The sequence below is a fragment of the Streptomyces sp. NPDC058637 genome (assembly GCF_042717325.1).
Classification (GTDB): Bacteria; Actinomycetota; Actinomycetes; order Streptomycetales; family Streptomycetaceae; genus Streptomyces.
In genome coordinates this window covers 1-21,379 of record NZ_JBHXRD010000019.1, presented here as the reverse complement: position 1 = coordinate 21,379, position 21,379 = coordinate 1, and the positions used below count along the sequence as shown (strand labels likewise).

Genomic DNA, 21,379 nt, shown 5'->3' with positions numbered 1-21,379 from the left:
ACCACGCTTCCCTGAACAGGCCGACAAGGAGAGAACTCGTGGACGACGTTCTGCGGCGCGCCCCGCTTTTCGCGGCGCTCGATGATGAGCAGGCCGCGGAGCTCCGCGCCTCGATGAGTGAGGTGACCCTCGCACGCGGTGACGCGCTGTTCCACGAGGGCGACCCGGGCGACCGCCTGTACGTGGTCACCGAGGGCAAGGTGAAGCTCCACCGCACCTCCCCCGACGGCCGGGAGAACATGCTGGCCGTCCTCGGCCCCGGCGAGCTCATCGGTGAGCTGTCGCTCTTCGACCCGGGCCCGCGCACCGCGACCGCGACGGCGCTCACCGAGGTCAAGCTGCTCGGCCTCGGTCACGGCGACCTCCAGCCCTGGCTGAACGCCCGCCCCGAGGTGGCCACCGCGCTGCTTCGGGCCGTCGCGCGCAGGCTGCGCAAGACCAACGACCAGATGTCCGACCTGGTCTTCTCCGACGTACCGGGCCGTGTCGCCCGCGCGCTCCTGGACCTGTCGCGTCGCTTCGGCGTCCAGTCGGAGGAGGGCATCCACGTGGTGCACGACCTGACGCAGGAAGAGCTGGCCCAGCTGGTCGGCGCCTCCCGCGAGACGGTCAACAAGGCCCTCGCGGACTTCGCGGGCCGTGGCTGGCTGCGGCTCGAGGCCCGGGCCGTGATCCTGCTGGACGTGGAACGGCTGGCGAAGCGGTCCCGCTGACGCACTGTCCCGTAGCTCGACGAAAGGGCCCCACCCTGCGGTGGGGCCCTTCGTGCGCCCGGGGGCGGTGTGCGCGCCGTGCCTCAGATCAGGCCGTGCTCGGTCAGGTACTCCAGCTGGGCCCGTACGGACAGCTCCGCCGCCGGCCACAGGGAACGGTCCACGTCCGCGTACACCGCCGCCACGACCTCGGCGGCGGTCCGGTGTCCGGCCTCCACGGCCGTCTCGATCTGGGCGAGCCGGTGCGCGCGGTGGGCGAGGTAGTACTCGACGGCGCCCTGGGCGTCCTCCAGCACCGGCCCGTGGCCGGGAAGCACCGTGTGCACCCCGTCGTCGACGGTCAGCGAGCGCAGCCGCCGCAAGGTGTCCAGGTAGTCGCCGAGCCTGCCGTCCGGGTGTGCGACGAGGGTGGTGCCGCGTCCGAGGATCGTGTCGCCGGTCAGCACGGCCCGGTCGGCGGGCAGGTGGAAGGAGAGCGAGTCCGCGGTGTGGCCCGGGGTGGGGACCACCCGGAGTTCGAGGCCTCCGGTGGTGATGACGTCCCCCGCCGTCAGGCCCTCGTCCCCGAGGCGCAGGGCCGCGTCCAGGGCGCGCACCTTCGTGCGCGTGAGCTCGGCGAAGCGCGCCGCGCCCTCCGCGTGGTCGGGGTGGCCGTGGGTGAGCAGGGTGAGGCCCACCCGCCGCCCGGCCCGCTCCGCGGTGTCGATGACGGCCCGCAGATGCGCGTCGTCGAGCGGCCCCGGGTCGATCACGACCGCGAGGTCGGAGTCCGGCTCCGCGACGATCCACGTGTTGGTGCCGTCCAGTGTCATCGCCGAGGCGTTGGGCGCCAGGACGTTGACCGTACGGGTGGTGGCGGGGCCGGAGAGCACCCCGCCGCGGGGCTGTCCGGGCAGTGCCGCCGCGTCGCTCACGCGGTGCCGCCTTCCACGCCCGCGGGGGTGCCGCCCGACGCGGAGGGGATGTGTTTGGTGAACTCGTCGTGCCCCGGCCAGCTGAGCACCAGTTCGTCGCCCTCCATACGGGCCTCTGCCAGCACGGGGGTGAGGTTCTGGGAATCGGCTGCCCTCAGCGCCTCGGCGGCCGTCCCGTACGGGCTCAGCGCCCGCAGCGTGGCCACTGTGGGCGGCATCATCAGCAGTTCACCCCGGTCGTAGCGTTCCGCGGCCTCGGCGGGCCGGATCCAGACCGTCCGGTCGGCCTCGGTGGAGGCGTTCCGGGTGCGCTGGCCCTCCGGGAGTGCGGCGACGAAGAACCAGGTGTCGTAGCGGCGCGGTTCGAACGCCGGGGTGATCCAGCGGGCCCACGCGCCCAGCAGGTCGGAGCGCAGCACCAGGCCGCGGCGGTCGAGGAACCCGGCGAAGGACAGCTCGCGGGCGACGAGTGCCTCGCGGTCGGCCTCCCATCCGGCGCCCGTGGTGTCGCTCACGACGGTGTCCGCGGTGGGCCCGGCCAGCAGGACGCCCGCCTCCTCGTACGTCTCACGGACCGCCGCGCAGACGACGGCCTGCGCCTCGGCGACGGTGTCGACGCCCAGCCGCTCCGCCCAGGTCTCCAGGGACGGTCCCGCCCATTCGACGAGGTGGTCGTCGTCGCGCGGGTCGACCCCGCCACCCGGATAGGCGTACGCGCCGCCGGCAAAGGCCATGGAGGTGCGCCGGCGCAGCATGTGGACGGCGGGACCCGGGGTACCCGTCCCGGCCGGGTCGTCCCGCAGCAGCATCACCGTGGCCGCCCGCCTGGGCGTCACGGCTGTCAGCTCGCCGCTGGCGAGGGCCCTGATCCGGGCGGGCCATTCCGGTGGGTACCACTGACCGTTGGACATGGCCGGAGGCTATCCGGAACCGCGTCGATGTTCGAGGGGCGCCCGGCCTCGTTGGTGCCTCGTACACACATGATCCCGGCACACATGATCCCGCCCGGTCACGGAGGACCGGGCGGGATCAGCGGTTCGACGGAAGGTACGAAGGCGAAGCTACGGACTCAGGCCTCGACGAGCTCGACCTGGACCTCGATCTCCACCGGTGCGTCCAGCGGCAGTACGGCGACGCCCACGGCGCTCCGCGCGTGCACGCCCTTGTCACCCAGGACCGCGCCCAGCAGCTCGCTCGCGCCGTTGACCACGCCCGGCTGCCCGGTGAAGTCGGAGGCCGACGCGACGAATCCCACGACCTTCACGACCCGGGCGATCCGGTCCAGGTCACCGGCGACCGACTTCACGGCCGCCAGCGCGTTCAGCGCGCAGGTCTTCGCCAGTTCCTTGGCCTCGTCCGCCGTCACCTCGGCGCCGACCTTGCCCGTCACCGCGAGCTTGCCGTCCACCATCGGCAGCTGGCCGGAGGTGTACACGTACACCCCCGACCGCACGGCCGGCTGGTACGAGGCCAGCGGCGGTACGACGTCCGGGAGCGTCAGGCCGAGTTCTGCGAGCTTCGCCTCGACGGCGCCCGCCACTACGGCTTCACCCGCTTCAGGTAGGCCACGAGCTGCTCGGGGTTGTTCGGGCCGGGAACGACCTGGACCAGCTCCCAGCCGTCCTCGCCCCAGGTGTCCAGAATCTGCTTGGTCGCGTGCACGAGAAGGGGCACGGTCGCGTATTCCCACTTGGTCATGAGCCGACTGTAATGCCTGGCACACGCGGCCTCGTGCGTAGCCTGCCTGCCGACTGGTTAGGCTCGAAGACGTGAGCAGGTTCCAGGTCGTCAGCGGCAAGGGCGGTACCGGTAAGACCACGGTCGCCGCCGCACTCGCGCTCGCCCTCGCGACCGAGGGCAGGCGCACTCTCCTCGTCGAGGTCGAGGGCAGACAGGGCATCGCCCAGCTCTTCGAGTCCGAGGCCCTCCCGTACGAGGAACGCAGGATCGCCGTGGCGCCCGGCGGCGGGGAGGTCCACGCGCTGGCGATCGACGCCGAGCGCGCACTCCTGGACTACCTCCAGATGTTCTACAAGCTGGGCAGTGCCGGCCGGGCGCTGAAGAAGCTCGGCGCGATCGACTTCGCCACCACCATCGCGCCCGGTGTCCGGGACGTCCTGCTGACCGGCAAGGCCTGTGAGGCCGTGCGCCGCAAGGACAAGCAGGGCAGGTTCGTCTACGACCACGTGATCATGGACGCCCCGCCCACCGGCCGCATCACCCGCTTCCTCAACGTGAACGACGAGGTGGCGGGGCTGGCCCGCATCGGCCCGATACACAATCAGGCGCAGGCCGTGATGCGGGTCCTGAAGTCTCCCGAGACGGCGGTCCACCTGGTGACGCTCCTGGAGGAGATGCCGGTCCAGGAGACCGCCGACGGCATCGCGGAACTGCGGGCCGCGGACCTGCCCGTGGGACGCGTCGTCGTGAACATGGTGCGACCGCACCTGCTGGACGAGGACGCGCTGCGCACGGCTTCCGGGGGCCGTCGCAGGGAGATCGCGAAGGCGCTGACCAGGTCGGGCGTGACGGGCTCGGCCGGACTCGTACGGCCGCTGGTCGAACAGGCCGCCGAGCACGCCCAGCGGGTGGGCCTGGAACGCGAACAGCGTGCGGTGCTGGCCGGGCTCGGGCTGCCCACCGTCGAGCTGCCGCTGATGGGCGAGGGCGTGAGCCTGTCCGCGCTGTACGACCTGTCCATCGAGCTCCGTAAACAGGGTGTCGGCGACGACACGGCGGACGCGGCGGGGCAGGGATCCGCGGGGGACGCGCCGCGTTCCGGACAAGGGGTGGGGTCATGACAGCGGGCACGGACATCGCACCGGGGCTGGACACCGACGCGCTCCTCGACGACCCGGGGATCCGGATCGTCGTGTGCTGCGGGTCGGGTGGCGTCGGCAAGACCACGACCGCCGCGGCGCTCGGTGTACGGGCGGCCGAGCGCGGCCGCAAGGTCGTCGTCCTCACCATCGACCCGGCCCGCCGGCTCGCCCAGTCCATGGGCATCGACCGGCTCGACAACATCCCCCGCCGGGTCGAGGGCATCGGTGGCACCGGCGAACTCCACGCCATGATGCTCGACATGAAGCGCACCTTCGACGAGACCGTCGAGGCGCACACCGACGCCGAGCGGGCCCGCGCGATCCTGGAGAACCCCTTCTACCAGTCCCTGTCGGCCGGTTTCGCGGGCACGCAGGAGTACATGGCGATGGAGAAGCTGGGGCAGCTCCGGGCGCGCGACGAGTGGGACCTGATCATCGTCGACACCCCTCCGTCCCGGTCCGCACTGGACTTCCTGGACGCGCCGAAACGTCTCGGCTCCTTCCTCGACGGGAAGTTCATCCGGCTGCTGATCGCGCCGGCGAAGATCGGCGGGCGGGCCGGCATGAAGTTCCTGAATGTCGGCATGTCGATGATGACGGGCACACTCGGCAAGCTGCTCGGCGGACAGTTCCTCCGTGACGTACAGACCTTCGTCGCGGCGATGGACTCGATGTTCGGCGGATTCCGTACCCGGGCCGATGCCACGTACAAGCTGCTCCAGGCCCCCGGCACGGCGTTCCTCGTGGTCGCGACGCCGGAACGGGACGCCCTGCGTGAGGCCGCGTACTTCGTGGAACGGCTGGCCGCGGAGGAGATGCCGCTGGCCGGACTGGTCCTCAACAGGGTGCACGGCAGCGAGGCCGCACGGCTCTCCGCGGAAGGGGCCCTGGCCGCCGCAGAAAATCTTGAAGGCGTCGGCATTGTGGATCAGCCGGCCGGGAAGGCTGGCTCTTGTGACCCGGCGGACCCGGCGGCCGTCACCCCTCCCGAAGCCCCCGAGTCACCGCTCCCCCCCGAGCACAGCAACGAGCCGACGCCGCACGATTCCACCTCGCACGAGCCGCACCCCCCGAAGCCGCTCGTCCACGAACAGCACGACCGGAAGTCGCCTGCCCCCGAACAGCACGACCGAGCACCGCACGACCCCGAGCCGCATGACCGAAAGTCGCCTGACCCGTCCGGGCCCCCCACCCACACGGAAGAGGACACCACAGCCGTACCCGTCACCGTTCCCGAGGTGTCCGTCGAGCAGCTGACCGCCGGTCTGCTGCGGCTGCACGCCGAGCGGATGCAGGTCGTCGCGCGCGAGCAGCGCACACGCGACCGCTTCACCGCGCTCCACCCCGAGGTCGCGGTGACCGAGGTGGCCGCGCTCCCCGGTGATGTGCACGACCTCCCGGGCCTTCGGGCAGTCGGGGAACGACTCGCGACCGGTTCCGCTCCTGCTCCGGCCGGAGCCGTGTAGGACAGACGCCGGGCTCCTCCTCACGGGGGCCGCCCCACGCGGGTCTACCCCACGGCGGCGTACGTCTCGTGCAGTTCGTCGTCCAGGCCCACCGCAGCGGGCAGCATGCCCGTGGACCGCTCGTACTCACTGCGCGCGGTCTCCAGCAGGCGGCGCCAGGACGTGACGGTGGGCCGTCGGCGCAGCAGTGCGCGGCGCTCCCGCTCCGTCATTCCGCCCCACACGCCGAACTCGACGCGATTGTCCAGCGCATCGGCCAGGCACTCGGTCCGCACCGGGCAACCGGTGCACACCGCCTTGGCCCTGTTCTGCGCTGCCCCTTGTACGAACAATTCATCCGGATCGGTAGTGCGGCAGGCTGCCTGCGCACTCCAGTCGGTTACCCAGCCCATGCCGGCGCCGTCCTCTCCCGAATCGAGGCTCCCCCACGGCGACAGCGGCATATTCACCGCTGCCAGTTGAGGACGTTACGGAAGGCAGGCACAGCGCAACACCCCCTTCGGGCCCAATCTTGAATGGCCCGAACGGACTATGGGTAAGCGGCAGATCACCCAGAGGAGTGAGGCGAGGACATGCGTGACTATCCCGACGAAATCGGGACAGGATACCCAGGTCGCAACGGACATTCAGTGACACGTGAGGCGAATTCGGGAGCGCCTCGGCGGGTGGCTGAATTTGCGCAGGGGCCGTGCACAGGGGTTGATACGAAATCGGTCAGCTGTGACAGTTGAGAGCAGCTTAGGCCAAGGCCTATACGTGTGTCCGGCGAATGAGAACGTAGGCTGCCCCCATGCCAAAGAAGCGCTCAGGCGGGGGTCTTACGACGACCCAGCAGGCCGCCAAGTTCCTCGGTGTCGCCGCACTTTCCGGAGTTGTGCTGGCGGGCATCGCGCTGCCGGCCGCCGGTGCACTGGGGCTGGCGGCGAAGGGAACCGTCGAGGGATTCGACGAAATTCCCTCCAACCTCAAGACTCCGCCGCTGAGCCAGCGGACCACGATCCTGGACAGCGAGGGCGGCGCGATCGCCACGGTCTACTCGCGCGACCGCACCGTCGTCCCGCTCAAGGAAATGTCGCCGTACATGCAGGACGCGATCATCGCGATCGAGGACTCCCGCTTCTACGAGCACGGCGCGGTGGACCTCAAGGGCATCCTGCGCGCGATGAACCGCAACGTGCAGGCCGGCGGTGCCGCGCAGGGCGCGTCGACGCTCACCCAGCAGTACGTGAAGAACGTCTTCGTCGAGGAGGCGGGCGACGACCCGGACAAGGTCGCCGCGGCCACGCAGCAGACCCTGGGCCGCAAGGTCCGTGAGCTCAAGTACGCGATCCAGGTCGAGGAAGAGCTCGGCAAGAAGAAGATCCTGGAGAACTACCTCAACATCACGTTCTTCGGGCAGCAGGCCTACGGCGTCGAGGCCGCCTCGCAGCGCTACTTCTCCAAGCACGCCAAGGACCTGAAGCTGGAGGAGGCCGCGCTGCTGGCCGGTCTCGTGCAGTCGCCCAGCCGCTACGACCCGGTCAACGACACGGAGGAGGCGACCAAGCGTCGCAACATCGTGCTGCAGCGCATGGCGGCCGTCGGCGACATCTCGCAGGCCGAGGCCGACAAGGCCGTCGCCGCCCCGATCGCGCTGAAGGTCAAGAAGCCGCAGAACGGCTGCATCACCGCCGTCAGCGGCTCCGGGTTCTTCTGTGACTACGTCCGGAAGACCATCCTCACCGACCCGGCCTTCGGGAAGACCGAGGAGGAGCGCTCCAAGCTCTGGAACCTCGGCGGTCTGACCATCAAGACCACTCTCTCGCCGCGTGCGCAGAAGGCGGCCAACGAGGCGGCGACGTCGAGGGTCTACAAGGACGACAAGGTCGCGGCCTCGGTGGTACAGGTCCAGCCCGGCACCGGCAAGATCCTTTCGATGGGCCAGTCCCGCCCGTACGGCCTGGACCAGAAGCAGCACGAGACGGTGCTGAACCTCGCCGTCAGCAGCAGGATGGGCGGCAGCACCTACGGCTTCCAGGTCGGTTCGACCTTCAAGCCGATCACCGCCGCCGCGGCCCTGGAGAAGGGCATCAGCCCGGCGCAGAGCTTCTCCAGCGACTGGAAGATCTCGGTGCCGATGAGTTCCTTCCGGGACTGTTCGGGTGCCCCCACCGGCGGCGGCACCTGGGACCTCCAGAACGAGATGGAATCCGAGAAGGGCGCCTATGACATGACCGGCGCGCTCGGTAAGTCCATCAACACCTACTTCGCGAAGCTGGAGCAGAAAGCCGGGCTGTGCGAGACGGTGACCATGGCGAAGAAGCTGGGTTACGAGCGCGGAGACGGCGAGCCCGTCTCGGACAAGCACCCGTCGATCACCCTCGGCGGTACGGAGAGCACGCCGCTCGCCATGGCCGCCGCGTATGCGGCGTTCGCGAACCGCGGCACGTACTGCACGCCGGTCGCCGTCGAGTCCATCACCGACGCGAACGGCGACAAGCTCAAGGTGCCCAGGAGCGCCTGCTCCCGTGCCATGAGCGAGCCCACCGCCGACACCATCAACCAGATGCTGAAGGGTGTCGTCGAGGACGGCACCGGCACGCTGGCCGGCCTGACCGACCGCGACAACGCGGGTAAGACCGGTACGACCAACGAGCGTGTGGATGCCTGGTTCGTCGGTTACACGCCGAACCTGTCGACGGCCGTGTGGGTGGGTGCCGACGTCGGCAAGAAGGTGCCGATGTACGACATCAACATCGGTGGTCAGTACTACGAGAAGGTCTGCGGTGGCTGCCTTCCCGGTCCCATCTGGAAGACCGCGATGACCGGCGCGCTGACCGCCTCGGAGACTCCCTCCTTCAACCCCATCTCGGTGCCCCGCGCCAAGGAGAAGGAGGAGGAGAAGGACGAGGGCCGCGACGAGGACAACGGCGGCGACAACGACGGGTCCGACGGCGACGCCAACGGTGGCATCACCCTTCCGCCCGGCTTCATCGGCGGCAGCGACGGTGGCCCGCGCGGCGGTGGCAACGGTCCCTGATCGCCGGGTCCGGGCTCTGAAGGTCCACGCGTTCCAGGCATGAGAGGAGGGGCGCTCCAGGTTCGGGAGCGCCCCTCCTTTCACGTCCCGCGTCGTACCGCTGGACCGGTGCGGCGTACCGGCGGCCTTCCGGCGGTGTCCTTCGGCCTGCTGGGACCGCTCGGCCCGCTGCTCAGCCGGCGAGGAGCTTCTTCACGGTGGCGGCCACCCGGCCGCCCTCGGCGAGCCCCGTCACCTTCGGGTTGACGATCTTCATGACCGCACCCATCGCCCGCGGCCCCTCGGCGCCGGCGGCCTTCGCCTCCTCGACGGCCTGCGAGACGATCGCGTCCAGCTCGTCGTCGGAGAGCTGCTTGGGCAGGTACGCGTCGAGCAGCACGCCCTCCGCCTTCTCCCGCTCGGCCTGCTCGGTCCGGCCGCCCTGCGCGAAGGCCTCGGCGGCCTCACGGCGCTTCTTCGCCTCCTTGGCGATCACCTTCTGCACCTCGTCGTCGGAGAGCTCGCGCGCGGACCTGCCGCTGACCTCTTCCTTGGTGATCGCGGTGAGGGTGAGCCGGAGGGTGGACGAGGTGAGCTCGTCACGCGCCTTCATGGCCGTCGTGAGGTCTTCCTTGAGCTTGGACTTGAGCGTGGTCATGCGGCGATTGTGACAGGTACGGGGCACCCGCCGCCCTCCTGTTTTCCGCTCGCCCCACCGTGTCTGCGACGATGGGCACATGCGCGCACGCTACGGAGTACCCCTGAAAGTCACGGCAGTCGGCGCAGCGGTGGGCGCCGCCGGCCTCGTGTACGCCGCCGGGTTCGAGGCCCGCTCGTTCCGTCTGCGACGGATCAACGTTCCCGTACTCCCGCACGGAGCACGCCCGTTGCGTGTGCTCCAGGTCTCCGACATCCACATGGTGAGCGGCCAGCGCAAGAAGCGTGCCTGGCTGCAGTCGCTGGCCGGCCTGCGCCCGGACTTCGTCGTGAACACCGGTGACAACCTCTCCGACCCCGAGGGCGTACCGGAGCTGCTCGACGCGCTCGGTCCGCTGATGGAGTTCCCCGGGGTGTACGTCTTCGGCTCCAACGACTACTACGGTCCCAAGCTCCGCAACCCCGCCCTGTACCTCCTTGAGAAGACGCGGGGCAAGCACGGGCTCAACGGGAACGCGCCGGCGGTCGGTGTCGTCCACAACCCCTGGGAGCCGATGCGCGACGCCTTCGACGCGGCGGGCTGGCTGAACCTGACCAACACCCGGGGCCGCCTCAAACAGGACGGGCTGGAGATCGCGTTCACCGGCCTGGACGACCCGCACATCAGGCGGGACCGTTACGCCGAGGTGTCCGGCGGCCCGGAAACGGGTGCCGACCTCTCGATCGGCGTGGTCCACGCCCCGTACCTGCGCTCGCTGGACGCCTTCACCGCGGACGGCTACCCGCTGATCCTGGCGGGCCACACGCACGGCGGCCAGCTCTGCATCCCCTTCTACGGGGCCCTGGTCACCAACTGTGACCTGGACACGGACCGGGTGAAGGGCCTGTCCCGCCACACGGTGGGCGACAAGCGCGCCTACCTCCACGTCTCGGCGGGCTGCGGCACGAACCGCTACACACCGGTCCGCTTCGCCTGCCCGCCGGAGGCGACCCTGCTGACGCTGACGCCGCGCGACTGACGGCCCCGGGCCGGAGGGCCGCACCCGCCGTCCACGACAAAACCGGATTTCGCCTCCGGGCGCCGGTGGGCTAAAGTAATCGATGTCGCCGGGACAATCGGTGGACATCGGGGTGTAGCGCAGCTTGGCAGCGCGCTTCGTTCGGGACGAAGAGGTCGTGGGTTCAAATCCCGCCACCCCGACAGCTGAAATACCAGGTCAGGGGCCTGATCCACTTAGTGGATCAGGCCCCTGACTCATTCCTGGGGCCATCTTGGGAGCCGTTTGGGAGCCAACCCTGGAATCCGGCTCCCGGGGAGCCGCCGATGAGCCTGCCGAGCAGAACCTCGTCGAGACGCTTACGGGACGGACGCCCGGCAGAGCCTCTCCGCTGTCAAGCAGCAAACTCCACCCCCGGGGCGGAATCTTCCGGCGGGTCGAGGAGCCTGAAAGCGCAGTCTCCCGGACGCCGCCCCAAGCGCTGGACCATCAGAGCACCGAGGAGCGCAGCCCCCGGGCCACACACCGGTCCCGCATCCGTACCGACATAGAACAGGCCGTTCTCGTCCGGCTCGCGGTCCTCGTACTCGGCGCCGGCGGCCAACGCGAGGCAGAAGCCGAGGAGGTCGACGCGCAGGCCAACGGCTAGATCGCCGCGAAGGAACACCAGTGTGTGTGCCAGCCCCTCACCGTCGTAGCCGGCGGCGACAACGGCGCCCAGCCCGTCGGGCAACGGGTACATCTCCTCAGGGATGTCCTCCACGACGCCCTCCAGCTCAATGGCTGCAAGCTTCAGAAGCTCCGTGAGGACCTCTTCGTCGCTCCGCCACCCGTTCTCGGGCGCCCAGTTTCCGTTCCCGTAGAGATGAAGGACATCGGCCGTCGCGTCCGGCGGGTCTGCCAGCACCAAGTCCGACGACACGTCATCCGGCTCCTTCACCATTACGCCTTGCCCGTCCCTCTGTGGCCAGAGAACCAGATGCCCAGGACGGTGGATGTATCGAGCGAGAAGCGACCGGATGGCGACCGACAGCTGATGCTCGCTGAGGCCGGGGCGCACCAGCACGCAGTCCGGTCTGAGAGGACGGTCAATGCCGCATGCATACCGTGCCGCCCTAGGTCGTCTCCACTGCCTGTGCGTTCATCGTGTCCAGCAGCACCGGCAGCTCCAGCGCCCAGGCGTCATGTGCTCGGATCCTGCCGCGGGTCTTGCACCTTCCCAGGCACCTGAGCGATTTCCCGATACAGGTTGTGCTGACGCGAGCACACACTGTACGACCGTGACCATGCACCGTTGGTCGCCACTCAATGATCGCCAGCTGGTCCTGCTCACCCGCATCGGGGAGGGGACGGAGCCTGTTACCTCAGACAGCCCGGAACTTGCCGCCACCGCTCACGCTCTCAAGGGGCGGGGCTTGATCACCCACCTGAGAGGAGTGAGGGCATGGGGACCGAGATCGAGCGGAAGTACCTCGTGCGCACCGACGGCTGGCGCCCGCTGGTCCGGGAGAGCCACCGCCTGCGCCAGGGATACCTGTCCACCGACCCCGCCCGTGAGGTACGGGTCCGGGTCGTGGACGACACCGGGGCCTTCCTCACCGTGAAGGCCGGGCGGCGGGGTCCCGTCCGCGCCGAGTTCGAGTACCCGATCCCGGTCGGGTGACGCCCTCGAACTGCTGGCGCACCGCGCGGGGCGGCTCGTGGAGAAGCACCGGCACCGGGTGCGGGCGAGTGGGTCGTGGACGAGTACACGGGCGCCCATCGGGGCCTGACCGTCCTGGAGATCGAGTGGGCCGAGGCCGAGGGCCCGTGTCCGGACCTGCCCGGCTGGGTCGCCGGGGACGTCACGGGAGAGCGCGTGTACTCGAACGCCGCGCTGGCGGAATGATCTCCGGCTCGGCGCGGGGCGTCGCACCCGGACCGGCAGGGGCGCGGACACGGAGCGCCGGGGCACGTCACCGGCGGGGTGGCAGGGGCCTCCTGCCCGTGCCCGGCGGCGGCGCGGCATCCTCGGCACGCCGCCGCCGGGGGTGGGGTGTGTCAGGCGGCGGCGACGGGGCGCTCGGCGACCTTGCGGATGACCTCGGTGAGCGAGGCGACGACCTCGGCGTCGTCGGCCGGGTGGGTCTCGGCGAAGCGGACCACGGAGCCGGGGATGGAGAGCTTGACGTCCTCCAGGACCGCTCCGCCCGCGATGCCGACGGCCTTGCGGGCCTCGTCCTGGGCCCACACGCCACCGAACTGGCCGAAGGCGGTACCGACGACGGCGACCTGCTTGCCGGTGAAGGCGCCGGCGCCGTAGGGGCGGGACAGCCAGTCGATGGCGTTCTTCAGAACGGCCGGCATGGTGCCGTTGTACTCGGGCGAGAAGAGCAGGAAGGCGTCGGCGCGGCCGGCCGCCTCACGAAGGCGGGCGGCAGCGGCCGGGACGCTGCCCTCGACGTCGATGTCCTCGTTGTAGAAGGGCACGTCGGCCAGGCCCTCGAACAGCTCGACAGCGGCGTCCGCGGGAGCGTGCTTGACCGCGGCCTCGGCGAGCTGACGGTTGTGGGAGCCGGCGCGGAGGCTGCCGACGAGGGCGAGGATGCGTACAGACATGGGTAACTCCAGGGGAGACGGAGACTGCGGAAGCGGGCGGACCAAAGTCCGTTGAAATTTCTACCACCTAAACGGACCACGGTCCACTTATGTTCCCCGGGCGCTACCCTGAGGCCATGACCGGTTCCGTTCCACCGCTGCCCAGGCCGCCCGACCCAGGCGAGGCGCGGCCGCGTCTCACTCTCTCCACCGCCGGCGAACCCGAGCAGCTGCGATCGGACGCCGCCCGCAACCGCACCCGCCTGCTGGACGCCGCCTCACGCCTCATGGCCGACCGCGGGGCCGCCAACCTGACCATGGAATCGGTGGCCGCCGCCGCCGGAGTGGGCAAGGGCACCGTCTTCCGGCGCTTCGGCGACCGCACCGGCCTGCTCATCGCCCTGCTCGACCATCGCGAGGCACTGCTCCAGGCCGCCTTCCTGTCGGGGCCGCCGCCCATGGGCCCGGACGCCCCCGCCGCGGCGCGGCTGCACGCCTTCGGTCCCGCGGTCATGCGCCACGAACGCGATCACCACGAGCTGATCCTGGCCTCCCGGACCGACCCGCTGCGCGCCTACACCGTCCCGGCGCACCGCCTGCGCCTCAGTCATGTCGCCATGCTGCTGCGCGGGGCCCGCGTGGAAGGCAACACGGAACTCCTCGCGCACACCCTGCTGGGATCGGTCGACGCCGCCCTGGTCCACCACCTGACCAGGCGACGGGGCGTGCCGATCGAGGAACTGGACCAGGGCTGGCACGACCTGGTCACCCGCCTCGGGGCGGCGCCCCCGTCCGGCCCCGGCCATGAACGACCGTCCTCGCAGGGCGACTTCACCGGCACCCCGAACCCGCACGGGGAATGACTCGGGCTGGCTACGATTGTCCCGGCCCAGACGACCGACCCCAGAAAGGGAACCCGCACCCATGCCGGCCGAGACATTCGAGTTCCAGGTAGAAGCGCGCCAGCTCCTGCAGATGATGATCCATTCGATTTATTCGAACAAGGATGTATTCCTGCGCGAGCTCATTTCCAATTCCTCGGACGCGCTGGACAAGCTGCGACTGGAAACTCTCCGCGACGACACACTCCAGGCGGACACGTCCGACCTCCACATCGCCGTCGAGGCCGATAAGGAGACGCGCACGCTGACCGTTCGCGACAACGGGATCGGGATGTCGCACGACGAGGTCGTGCAGCTGATCGGAACGATCGCGAACTCCGGCACGGCCAAGTTCCTGAAGGAATTGAAGGAGGCCCAGGACTCCGCGACCTCCGAGGAGCTCATCGGGCAGTTCGGAGTCGGCTTCTACGCGAGCTTCATGGTGGCCGACGAGGTCACGCTGCTGACCCGTCGCGCGGGCGAGAGCCAGGGCACGCGCTGGAATTCCAGCGGCGAGGGCACGTACACCGTCGAATCGGTCGACGACGCCCCGCAGGGCACCACGGTCACGCTGCGGCTCAAGCCGGAGGACGCCGAGGACAAGCTCTTCGACTACACGTCGCCCTGGAAGCTCAGGGAGATCGTCAAGCGGTACTCGGACTTCATCACCTGGCCCATCCGCATGGCCGCCACGACGGCGGACGAGGACGGCGCCGAGCCCGGCACCGAGACGGTCAACTCGATGAAGGCGCTGTGGGCCCGGTCCAGGAGCTCCGTGACCGACGAGGAGTACAGCGAGCTCTACAAGCACATCAGCCACGACTGGACCGACCCGCTCGAAACGATCCGCATGCAGGCGGAGGGCACCTTCGAATACCAGGCGCTGCTCTTCCTGCCGTCCCACGCGCCGCAGGACCTGTTCATGCAGGGGCACAAGCGCGGGGTCCAGCTCTACGTCAAGCGCGTGTTCATCATGGACGACTGCGAAGCGCTCATGCCGACGTACCTGCGCTTCGTGAAGGGTGTGGTCGACGCCCAGGACCTCTCGCTCAACGTGTCGCGGGAGATCCTCCAGCAGGACCGCCAGATCGAGCTGATGCGGCGCCGCCTGGTCAAGAAGGTGCTGTCGACGGTGAAGGACATGATGTCCGCCGCGCCGGAGAAGTACGGGACGCTCTGGAAGGAATTCGGCCGCGTCCTCAAGGAGGGCCTCCTCGACGACTTCGAGAACCGCGAGACCCTCCTGGAGATCTCCTCGTTCGCCTCGACCCAGGACGAGGAGGGGCTGACCACCCTGCGCTCGTACGTGGAGCGGATGAAGGAGGGGCAGGAGCAGATCTACTTCATGACGGGCGAGTCGCGCGCCGCCATGGAGAGCTCGCCCCACATGGAGGCCTTCCGCGCCAAGGGCTTCGAGGTCCTTCTCCTGACCGATCCGGTCGACGAGGTCTGGGTGCAGTCCGTGCCGGAGTTCGACGGCAGGCAGCTGCAGTCCATCGCGAAGGGCGAAGTCGACCTGGACACCGACGAGGAGAAGAAGGAGGTCGAGGCCGAGCGCGAGAAGCAGCAGCAGGACTACGCCGGTCTGCTGACCTGGATGACCGGGCAGCTGGGTGAGAGCGTGAAGGAGGTGCGGCTCTCCTCGCGCCTCACCGTCTCGCCGGCCTGCATCGTCTCGGACACGCACGATGTCACCCCGGCGCTGGAGAACATGTACCGCGCCATGGGCCAGGAAGTGCCGCAGATCAAGCGCATCCTCGAACTCAACCCCTCGCACGCCCTGATCGGCGGCCTGAAGAAGGCCTACACCGAACGGGGCACGGAGCAGGGCGCCGACGACGGCCTGGCCGAGGCGGCCGAGCTCGTCCACGGGCTGGCCGTCCTCTCGGACGGCGGCGAACTGACCGATCCCGCCCGATTCAGCAGGCTGATGGCGGACCGCCTGGAACGCACGCTGTAGCCGACCCGCACCACCGAAGCGGCCGCCGGGGATTCCCGGCGGCCGCTTCCGCGTGCCCGGAGGGGCGGATGCGGAGGCACTCCTCGGCTGCCGGACAGGGCCGCGGACCGGACACGGCACACCCCTGACGGTGACTCAGAAAAGTCACGGGGGTGGCGCGGAGAATCCGTGACTTCAACTTTTCGAGGGCCCGTCGGAGGTTTATCTACGCGCGGAGCATCGGCCACCGAACGATCATTCGGGCATATCAGACGACTTTTTCCGCGGCTATTACCGACGGGTACCGCGGGCTGCTAAAAACGAGCTCGCTCCATGAACTCCCCACCCGTCCCCCACACTTCGAAGGGCTGGCAGCCCCATGTCAGTACGTACCTTCTGGGCATCCCTCTCCACTCTCGCCATCGCCGCCGTGGCCGCACTCGGCGTCGCACAGCCCGCCTCCGCCGCGGGCGCCAACTACGTCGCTCTCGGTGACTCCTACTCCTCGGGGGTCGGCGCGGGCAACTACACCTCGGAGAGCGGTGACTGCAAGCGGAGCACCAAGGCCTACCCCTACCTCTGGGCCGCCGCGAACGCGCCGTCGTCGTTCAAGTTCGTCGCCTGCTCGGGTGCCACCACCACCAGCGTGTCCAGCGGCCAGCTGAGCGCGCTGAGTTCGTCGACCACGCTCGTCAGCGTCACGGCCGGCGGCAACGACGTCGGGTTCGTGGACGTCATGCAGACCTGCGTGCTGCAGAGCGAGGCCGCCTGTGTGAACCGGGTGAACACGGCGATCTCACAGGTGCGGACCACGCTGCCGGGCAAGCTCGACTCGCTCTACGGCGGCATCACCTCACGGGCACCTCAGGCCCGGGTGGTGGTGCTGGGGTACCCGCGCTTCTACAAGCTCTCGGGCAGCTGCATCGCCGGGCTCACCGAGACCGAGCGCGGTGCGATCAACAACGCCTCGGACATCCTGAACGACGTGCTGGCCAAGCGGGCGGCGGACGCCGGGTTCACCTTCTCCGGTGTGGCGGACGAGTTCACCGGGCACGAGCTCTGCTCGGGTGACGCCTGGCTCCACAGCGTGACGATCCCGATCACCAACTCGTACCACCCCAAGGCCGTCGGGCAGTCGGGCGGCTATCTGCCCGCCTTCCGCTCTGCGGCGTAACGCGCGTAGATCATCCAGGCGCACACGCGGCGGTGCCACCGGGAGGGTTCCGGCGGTGCCGCCGCACCCCTGCCGGGAGCGGTCAGTACCGCTCGACCAGGTGGTCCCGGCCCGCCGGGGGTTCGTACGGATCGGGCCAGAAGTCCGTGACCGTGGCGATCCGTCCCTCGGCGTCGAAGGTGAAGAAATGGATGGCGTCCATCCGGTCGGGGCCGACCGTGACCAGTGTCCGGGCGGCGGCCTGCCGCCCCTCCCCGTCCGCCACGAGCTGTTCGACCCGGACGTGCCGGTCGCCCGGGTGCTCACGGTTGAAGCGCACGTACCGCTCCTTGCCGCGGATCCGCTCCCGGCTCTGCGGGAGGTCGTAGACCACGTCGTCGGCGAGGGTGGCGGCGAACGCGTCCCAGTCGCGGGTGTCCGCCGCGGCCCAGTAGGCCTCCACGGCGGTCCGCACCTCGGCCGTTCCGTACGGGGTGGCGGCCCTGCCGCCCTGCTCTGTCCTGCCGGCCATGTCGGCCCTGTCAGTCATGGGACCGAGTGTGGCCCCCGCCACTGACAATCGGCCGTGGGCCGCCGGGCCCGTCAGCCGCCGGCCGGACGTGACGCCTTGACCGAGTACATCATCGGGATGCGCGGACGGTCCGCCGGGAAGCGGTAGGAGCCGTCCGCGTGCCGCCGAAGCGCGGGGTAGCGCGCGAAGAGGGTGGTGTCGTGCTCGTGCAGGAACTCGATCCGCAGCCCGGCCGCCGCCAGCGCCGAGACCACCTCGCCCACCGGGTGCTGCCATTCCACGCTGCGGTTGTGCACGGTCGCGGTGTCGAAGTCGGCGTACGTCCCGGGCGTCTCGTCGACCCAGGGGTCACGGCTGAAGTAGTCGTAGGTGACCGTCGAGCCGGTCGTGTCGTCCAGGCATTCGGTCAGCGGGTGGAACTCGGCGAGGTAGAGGAAGCCGCCGGGTGCGACCAGCGAGGCCGCGGTCTCGGCCCAACGGTCGAGGTCGGGAAGCCAGTTCAGCGCGCCGAGCCCGGTGTAGACGATGTCGTACGAGGAGTCCGGCACGGCCTGGGCCGCGTCGTACACATCGGCGGCGACGAACGCCGCGCGCCCGGGCGGCAGGCCCAGCGAGCGGGCCAGGCCGCGGGCCGTCTCGACGGCCGGCTCGGAGAAGTCCAGGCCGACGACCTGCGCGGCGCCGTGCCGGGCCCAGGAGAGGGTGTCGAGGCCGATGTGGCACTGCAGGTGCAGCAGGGTCAGGCCGGTCACGTCACCGACCTCGGCGAGCTCGAAGCCGCGCAGCGCGTCCTTGCCCGCGCGGAAGCCGTCGAGGTCGTAGAAGTCACTGGCGGCGTGGATGGCCACGCGTTCGTCCCAGCGTGCGCGGTTGGCGGCGTGCCAGTCGTCGGGCGTCGGTGCGTACATGCCGGAAAAGTTACCCACAGGCCGTGGGTGCGCGCGAACAGTTGTCCACAGGCCGCCCGGTGCCGTCGCCGCATCGGGTTTGATGGGGGCATGAGCGACACACAGAACGAAGCGTCCGTACCGGAGCGGGAGCGGTTGCCCGAGTGGGAGCAGCGTTTCCGCGCGGCCCGTGTGTCCCTGCCCGACTGGGCGGAGGACGCTCCCGACCGTTCGCTGTTCGTCTCCAACGCCACGGGTACGTACGAGCTGTACGCGTGGGACCGGTCGACCGGGGGGCAGCGCCAGGTCACGGACCGTCCCAACGGGACGACCGACGGGGTGCTGACTCCGGACGGCGAGGCCGTGTGGTGGTTCGCGGACACCGACGGCGACGAGTTCGGTGTGTGGATGCGGCAGCCCTTCGGCGGCGGCCCGGACGAGCCGGCCGTGCCCGGTCTGGAGCCCTCGTATCCCGCCGGGCTGGCCATCGGACGCGACGGGACCGCGGTGGTCGGCCGGTCGACGGACGAGGACGGCACGACGGTGCACGTCGTCCGCGACGGCGCGGTGCGCGAGATCTACCGGCACCGGGAGTCCGCCGGAGTCGGCGATCTGTCCCACGACGGCACGCTGATCGCCCTGGAGCACACCGAACACGGCGACGCGATGCACTCCGCGGTGCGGGTGGTGCGGCCGGACGGTTCGACGGTCGCCGAGCTGGACGACACCGAGGGCGGCACGAAGGAGCTGGGACTGTCGGTGCTGGGTTTCGCACCGGTGGCCGGTGACACCCGGCTGCTCGTCGGGCACCAGCGCCGTGGGCGCTGGGAGCCGATGATCTGGGATCCGGTCGCGGGGACGCAGACCGACCTGCCGGTCGACCTGCCCGGCGACGCGGGTGCCGAGTGGTATCCGGACGGGTCGGCGCTGCTGATCGAGCACGGCTTCGAGGCCCGCAGCGAGCTGTGGCGGTACGAGCCGGGTGCCGAGGGGCCGGTGCGGGTCGACACGCCCGCCGGGACGGTGTCGGGCGCCACGGCCCGCCCCGACGGCACCGTGGAGTACCTGTGGTCGTCGGCCGCGCGGCCGCCCGTCGTGCGGTCCACCACGGGTGGCGTCGTCCTCGATCCGCCGGGGGCGAAGGCTCCCGCATCCGTGCCGGTGCGGGACGCGTGGGTGGACGGTCCGGGGGGCCGTGTCCACGCCCTGGTGCAGACGCCGTTGACGGGTGACGGCCCGTTCCCCACCGTCTTCGAGATACACGGCGGGCCCACCTGGCACGACAGCGACGCCTTCGCCTCCGGTCCCGCCGCCTGGGTGGACCACGGATTCGCCGTCGTGCGGGTCAACTACCGCGGGTCGACGGGCTACGGCCGCGCGTGGACGGACGCGCTCAAGCACCGGGTCGGGCTGATCGAGCTGGAGGACATCGCGGCGGTCCGGGACTGGGCGGTGGAGTCGGGTCTCGCGGATCCGGCACGGCTGGTCCTGGCCGGTGGCTCGTGGGGCGGCTATCTGACCCTCCTCGGCCTCGGCACGCAGCCGGACTCCTGGGCGCTGGGGCTCGCGGCCGTCCCGGTCGCGGACTACGTGACGGCGTACCACGACGAGATGGAGGCCCTGAAGGCGATGGACCGGACCCTGCTGGGCGGGACTCCGGAGGAGGTGCCGGAGCGGTTCGAGGCCTCGTCCCCGCTGACGTACGTGGACGCGGTGCGCGCCCCGGTCTACATCTCCGCCGGCGTCAACGATCCACGCTGCCCGATCCGTCAGGTCGACAACTACGTGGACCGCCTCGCGGCGCGCGGCGCGGTCCACGAGGTGTACCGCTACGACGCGGGCCACGGTTCGCTCGTCGTGGAGGAGCGGATCAAGCAGGTCCGGCTGGAGCTGGACTTCGCCCTGCGGCACCTGGGACAGGCGTAAGGACCGGATAAACGGTGCACCCCGCTCCGTCCGGCCGGAGCGGGGAACCGTACCGTGGAGGGGTGTACAGGTTCCTGCTGACCCCGCGATGGTGGGGGATCAACCTCTTCGTCGTGCTGGCCATCCCGTTCTGCGTGTTCATGGGCACCTGGCAGCTCGGCCGTTTCGAGGACCGTGTGCGGTCGCACGAGGAGGCGGAGGAGAGGCCCGGTCCGGGCACCCGGACCGCGAAGCCGCTCGACGAGCTGCTGCCGGTGAGCACGGAGACCTCGGGCCGTCCAGCCGTGGCCACGGGCACGTACGCCGACCAGTTCCTGGTCCCCGGACGCACACTGGACGACCGTGACGGCTTCTACGTGCTGAACCTGCTGCGTACCGACGGCGGCAAGGCGCTGCCGGTCGTACGGGGCTGGCTGCCCGGCACCCCGGACACCGCCGAGGCGCCCGCGGCACCGGCCGGCGAGGTCACGGTGACCGGCGATCTGCAGGCCTCCGAGAACACCGGCAGCGACGGCGTCGACCTCCGGGGCGGGCTGCCCGAGGGCCAGCTCGGCATGATCAGCGCGGCATCGCTGGTGAACCTCGTCCCGTACGACATGTACGACGCCTGGGTGACGCTGACCGAGCCCGAGGCGGGCGGCACGGGCGGGGCGATGGAGCCCGTGCCCGCCGCGGCGGCACAGGGCAGCGGGCTGGACCTGAAGGCCTTCCAGAACCTCGGCTACACGGGCGAGTGGTTCGTCTTCGGCGGCTTCGTGCTCTTCATGTGGTTCCGGCTGATGCGCCGTGAGGCGGAGGCGGCACGCGACGTGGAGCTCGGACTCGCGGCCGACGCCGACTGACACGGGACGCCGGCCGGCCCGGGACACCGGACGACCCGGACGACGACGCGAAGAGGCCCGCCGGATCCGGCGGG

Annotated in this window: 22 protein-coding genes and 1 tRNA gene; 13 read left to right on the top strand and 10 right to left on the bottom strand. The window is 70.2% G+C overall.

The features are described 5' to 3' along the window. Positions 1 to 38: 38 nt before the first annotated feature. The gene (locus tag ACFWVP_RS20285) at positions 39 to 713 is read left to right on the top strand and encodes a Crp/Fnr family transcriptional regulator (RefSeq protein WP_014046869.1); all 675 of its coding nucleotides are present in this window, start codon (positions 39 to 41) and stop codon (positions 711 to 713) included. Positions 714 to 796: 83 nt separating this feature from the next. On the opposite strand, the gene ACFWVP_RS20280 is transcribed toward ACFWVP_RS20285, so the two are convergent. The 4 genes from ACFWVP_RS20280 to ACFWVP_RS20265 all read right to left on the bottom strand — a co-directional run bounded on the left by ACFWVP_RS20280 (position 797) and on the right by ACFWVP_RS20265 (position 3,325). Next, complete coding sequence (locus tag ACFWVP_RS20280; protein ID WP_384498419.1) at positions 797 to 1,627, bottom strand: MBL fold metallo-hydrolase; 831 nt, start codon at positions 1,625 to 1,627, stop codon at positions 797 to 799. Next, the gene (locus tag ACFWVP_RS20275; protein WP_384498418.1) at positions 1,624 to 2,538 is read right to left on the bottom strand and encodes an NUDIX hydrolase; all 915 of its coding nucleotides are present in this window, start codon (positions 2,536 to 2,538) and stop codon (positions 1,624 to 1,626) included. Before ACFWVP_RS20275 ends, ACFWVP_RS20280 begins: the two co-directional genes overlap by 4 nt. Positions 2,539 to 2,696: 158 nt before the next feature. After that, a complete protein-coding gene (locus ACFWVP_RS20270) occupies positions 2,697 to 3,167 on the bottom strand; it encodes a RidA family protein (RefSeq protein WP_384498417.1) in 471 nt (156 codons plus the stop codon). Continuing rightward, a complete protein-coding gene (locus ACFWVP_RS20265; protein WP_014155446.1) occupies positions 3,167 to 3,325 on the bottom strand; it encodes a DUF4177 domain-containing protein in 159 nt (52 codons plus the stop codon). Before ACFWVP_RS20265 ends, ACFWVP_RS20270 begins: the two co-directional genes overlap by 1 nt. A gap of 71 nt (positions 3,326 to 3,396) precedes the next feature. Here ACFWVP_RS20265 and ACFWVP_RS20260 point away from each other — a divergent pair, with 71 nt between their 5' ends. Both ACFWVP_RS20260 and ACFWVP_RS20255 read left to right on the top strand, forming a co-directional pair. Then, positions 3,397 to 4,428: an ArsA family ATPase gene (locus tag ACFWVP_RS20260; protein WP_384498415.1), complete on the top strand. Its 1,032-nt coding sequence runs from the start codon at positions 3,397 to 3,399 to the stop codon at positions 4,426 to 4,428. Beyond that, positions 4,425 to 5,915: an ArsA-related P-loop ATPase gene (locus tag ACFWVP_RS20255; protein ID WP_384498413.1), complete on the top strand. Its 1,491-nt coding sequence runs from the start codon at positions 4,425 to 4,427 to the stop codon at positions 5,913 to 5,915. Before ACFWVP_RS20260 ends, ACFWVP_RS20255 begins: the two co-directional genes overlap by 4 nt. Before the next feature lie 44 nt (positions 5,916 to 5,959). Here the strand turns inward: ACFWVP_RS20255 and ACFWVP_RS20250 are convergent, their stop codons facing one another. Next, complete coding sequence (locus ACFWVP_RS20250; protein ID WP_384498412.1) at positions 5,960 to 6,307, bottom strand: WhiB family transcriptional regulator; 348 nt, start codon at positions 6,305 to 6,307, stop codon at positions 5,960 to 5,962. Between the two features lie 398 nt (positions 6,308 to 6,705). Here ACFWVP_RS20250 and ACFWVP_RS20245 point away from each other — a divergent pair, with 398 nt between their 5' ends. Further along, entirely contained in the window at positions 6,706 to 8,934 is a 2,229-nt protein-coding gene (locus tag ACFWVP_RS20245) for a transglycosylase domain-containing protein (RefSeq protein ID WP_384498411.1), read from the top strand. Positions 8,935 to 9,106: 172 nt separating this feature from the next. Here the strand turns inward: ACFWVP_RS20245 and ACFWVP_RS20240 are convergent, their stop codons facing one another. Beyond that, positions 9,107 to 9,571 (bottom strand): GatB/YqeY domain-containing protein, encoded by a 465-nt coding sequence (locus ACFWVP_RS20240; RefSeq protein WP_384498410.1) that lies wholly within the window; start codon positions 9,569 to 9,571, stop codon positions 9,107 to 9,109. Positions 9,572 to 9,650: 79 nt separating this feature from the next. On the opposite strand from ACFWVP_RS20240, the gene ACFWVP_RS20235 reads away from it, so the two are divergent. Together ACFWVP_RS20235 and ACFWVP_RS20230 are read left to right on the top strand one after the other, a co-directional pair. Next, entirely contained in the window at positions 9,651 to 10,589 is a 939-nt protein-coding gene (locus tag ACFWVP_RS20235) for a metallophosphoesterase (protein WP_384498409.1), read from the top strand. A gap of 108 nt (positions 10,590 to 10,697) precedes the next feature. Beyond that, positions 10,698 to 10,771: transfer RNA gene (locus ACFWVP_RS20230), tRNA-Pro, on the top strand. Between the two features lie 191 nt (positions 10,772 to 10,962). Here ACFWVP_RS20230 and ACFWVP_RS20225 read toward each other — a convergent pair. After that, positions 10,963 to 11,634 carry a hypothetical protein gene (locus ACFWVP_RS20225; protein ID WP_384498407.1) on the bottom strand — a complete coding sequence of 224 codons (672 nt, stop codon included), beginning with the start codon at positions 11,632 to 11,634 and terminating at the stop codon, positions 10,963 to 10,965. A gap of 378 nt (positions 11,635 to 12,012) precedes the next feature. Between ACFWVP_RS20225 and ACFWVP_RS20220 the strand changes: the two genes are divergently transcribed. Together ACFWVP_RS20220 and ACFWVP_RS20215 are read left to right on the top strand one after the other, a co-directional pair. Then, positions 12,013 to 12,231, top strand: coding sequence for a CYTH domain-containing protein (locus tag ACFWVP_RS20220; protein WP_384498405.1), 219 nt, complete (start codon positions 12,013 to 12,015; stop codon positions 12,229 to 12,231). A 75-nt stretch (positions 12,232 to 12,306) separates the two neighbouring features. After that, the gene (locus ACFWVP_RS20215; RefSeq protein WP_384498403.1) at positions 12,307 to 12,456 is read left to right on the top strand and encodes a hypothetical protein; all 150 of its coding nucleotides are present in this window, start codon (positions 12,307 to 12,309) and stop codon (positions 12,454 to 12,456) included. A 152-nt stretch (positions 12,457 to 12,608) separates the two neighbouring features. On the opposite strand, the gene ACFWVP_RS20210 is transcribed toward ACFWVP_RS20215, so the two are convergent. Further along, positions 12,609 to 13,166 (bottom strand): NAD(P)H-dependent oxidoreductase, encoded by a 558-nt coding sequence (locus ACFWVP_RS20210; protein WP_384498402.1) that lies wholly within the window; start codon positions 13,164 to 13,166, stop codon positions 12,609 to 12,611. A gap of 116 nt (positions 13,167 to 13,282) precedes the next feature. Here ACFWVP_RS20210 and ACFWVP_RS20205 point away from each other — a divergent pair, with 116 nt between their 5' ends. The 3 genes from ACFWVP_RS20205 to ACFWVP_RS20195 all read left to right on the top strand — a co-directional run bounded on the left by ACFWVP_RS20205 (position 13,283) and on the right by ACFWVP_RS20195 (position 17,139). After that, the gene (locus ACFWVP_RS20205) at positions 13,283 to 14,008 is read left to right on the top strand and encodes a TetR/AcrR family transcriptional regulator (RefSeq protein ID WP_384498401.1); all 726 of its coding nucleotides are present in this window, start codon (positions 13,283 to 13,285) and stop codon (positions 14,006 to 14,008) included. Positions 14,009 to 14,069: 61 nt separating this feature from the next. Next, entirely contained in the window at positions 14,070 to 15,986 is a 1,917-nt protein-coding gene (gene htpG / locus ACFWVP_RS20200) for a molecular chaperone HtpG (protein ID WP_384498399.1), read from the top strand. A 358-nt stretch (positions 15,987 to 16,344) separates the two neighbouring features. After that, a complete protein-coding gene (locus ACFWVP_RS20195; protein ID WP_384498397.1) occupies positions 16,345 to 17,139 on the top strand; it encodes an SGNH/GDSL hydrolase family protein in 795 nt (264 codons plus the stop codon). A gap of 82 nt (positions 17,140 to 17,221) precedes the next feature. Here ACFWVP_RS20195 and ACFWVP_RS20190 read toward each other — a convergent pair whose 3' ends face one another. Both ACFWVP_RS20190 and ACFWVP_RS20185 read right to left on the bottom strand, forming a co-directional pair. Beyond that, positions 17,222 to 17,650, bottom strand: a complete 429-nt coding sequence (locus ACFWVP_RS20190; RefSeq protein ID WP_384498603.1) for a nuclear transport factor 2 family protein — start codon at positions 17,648 to 17,650, stop codon at positions 17,222 to 17,224. Positions 17,651 to 17,721: 71 nt separating this feature from the next. Further along, positions 17,722 to 18,558, bottom strand: coding sequence for a class I SAM-dependent methyltransferase (locus tag ACFWVP_RS20185; protein ID WP_384498396.1), 837 nt, complete (start codon positions 18,556 to 18,558; stop codon positions 17,722 to 17,724). 90 nt (positions 18,559 to 18,648) lie between these two features. Here ACFWVP_RS20185 and ACFWVP_RS20180 point away from each other — a divergent pair, with 90 nt between their 5' ends. Both ACFWVP_RS20180 and ACFWVP_RS20175 read left to right on the top strand, forming a co-directional pair. Then, positions 18,649 to 20,463, top strand: a complete 1,815-nt coding sequence (locus ACFWVP_RS20180) for a S9 family peptidase (protein WP_384498395.1) — start codon at positions 18,649 to 18,651, stop codon at positions 20,461 to 20,463. A gap of 62 nt (positions 20,464 to 20,525) precedes the next feature. Continuing rightward, positions 20,526 to 21,305, top strand: a complete 780-nt coding sequence (locus tag ACFWVP_RS20175) for an SURF1 family protein (RefSeq protein WP_384498394.1) — start codon at positions 20,526 to 20,528, stop codon at positions 21,303 to 21,305. Positions 21,306 to 21,379: the final 74 nt, after the last annotated feature.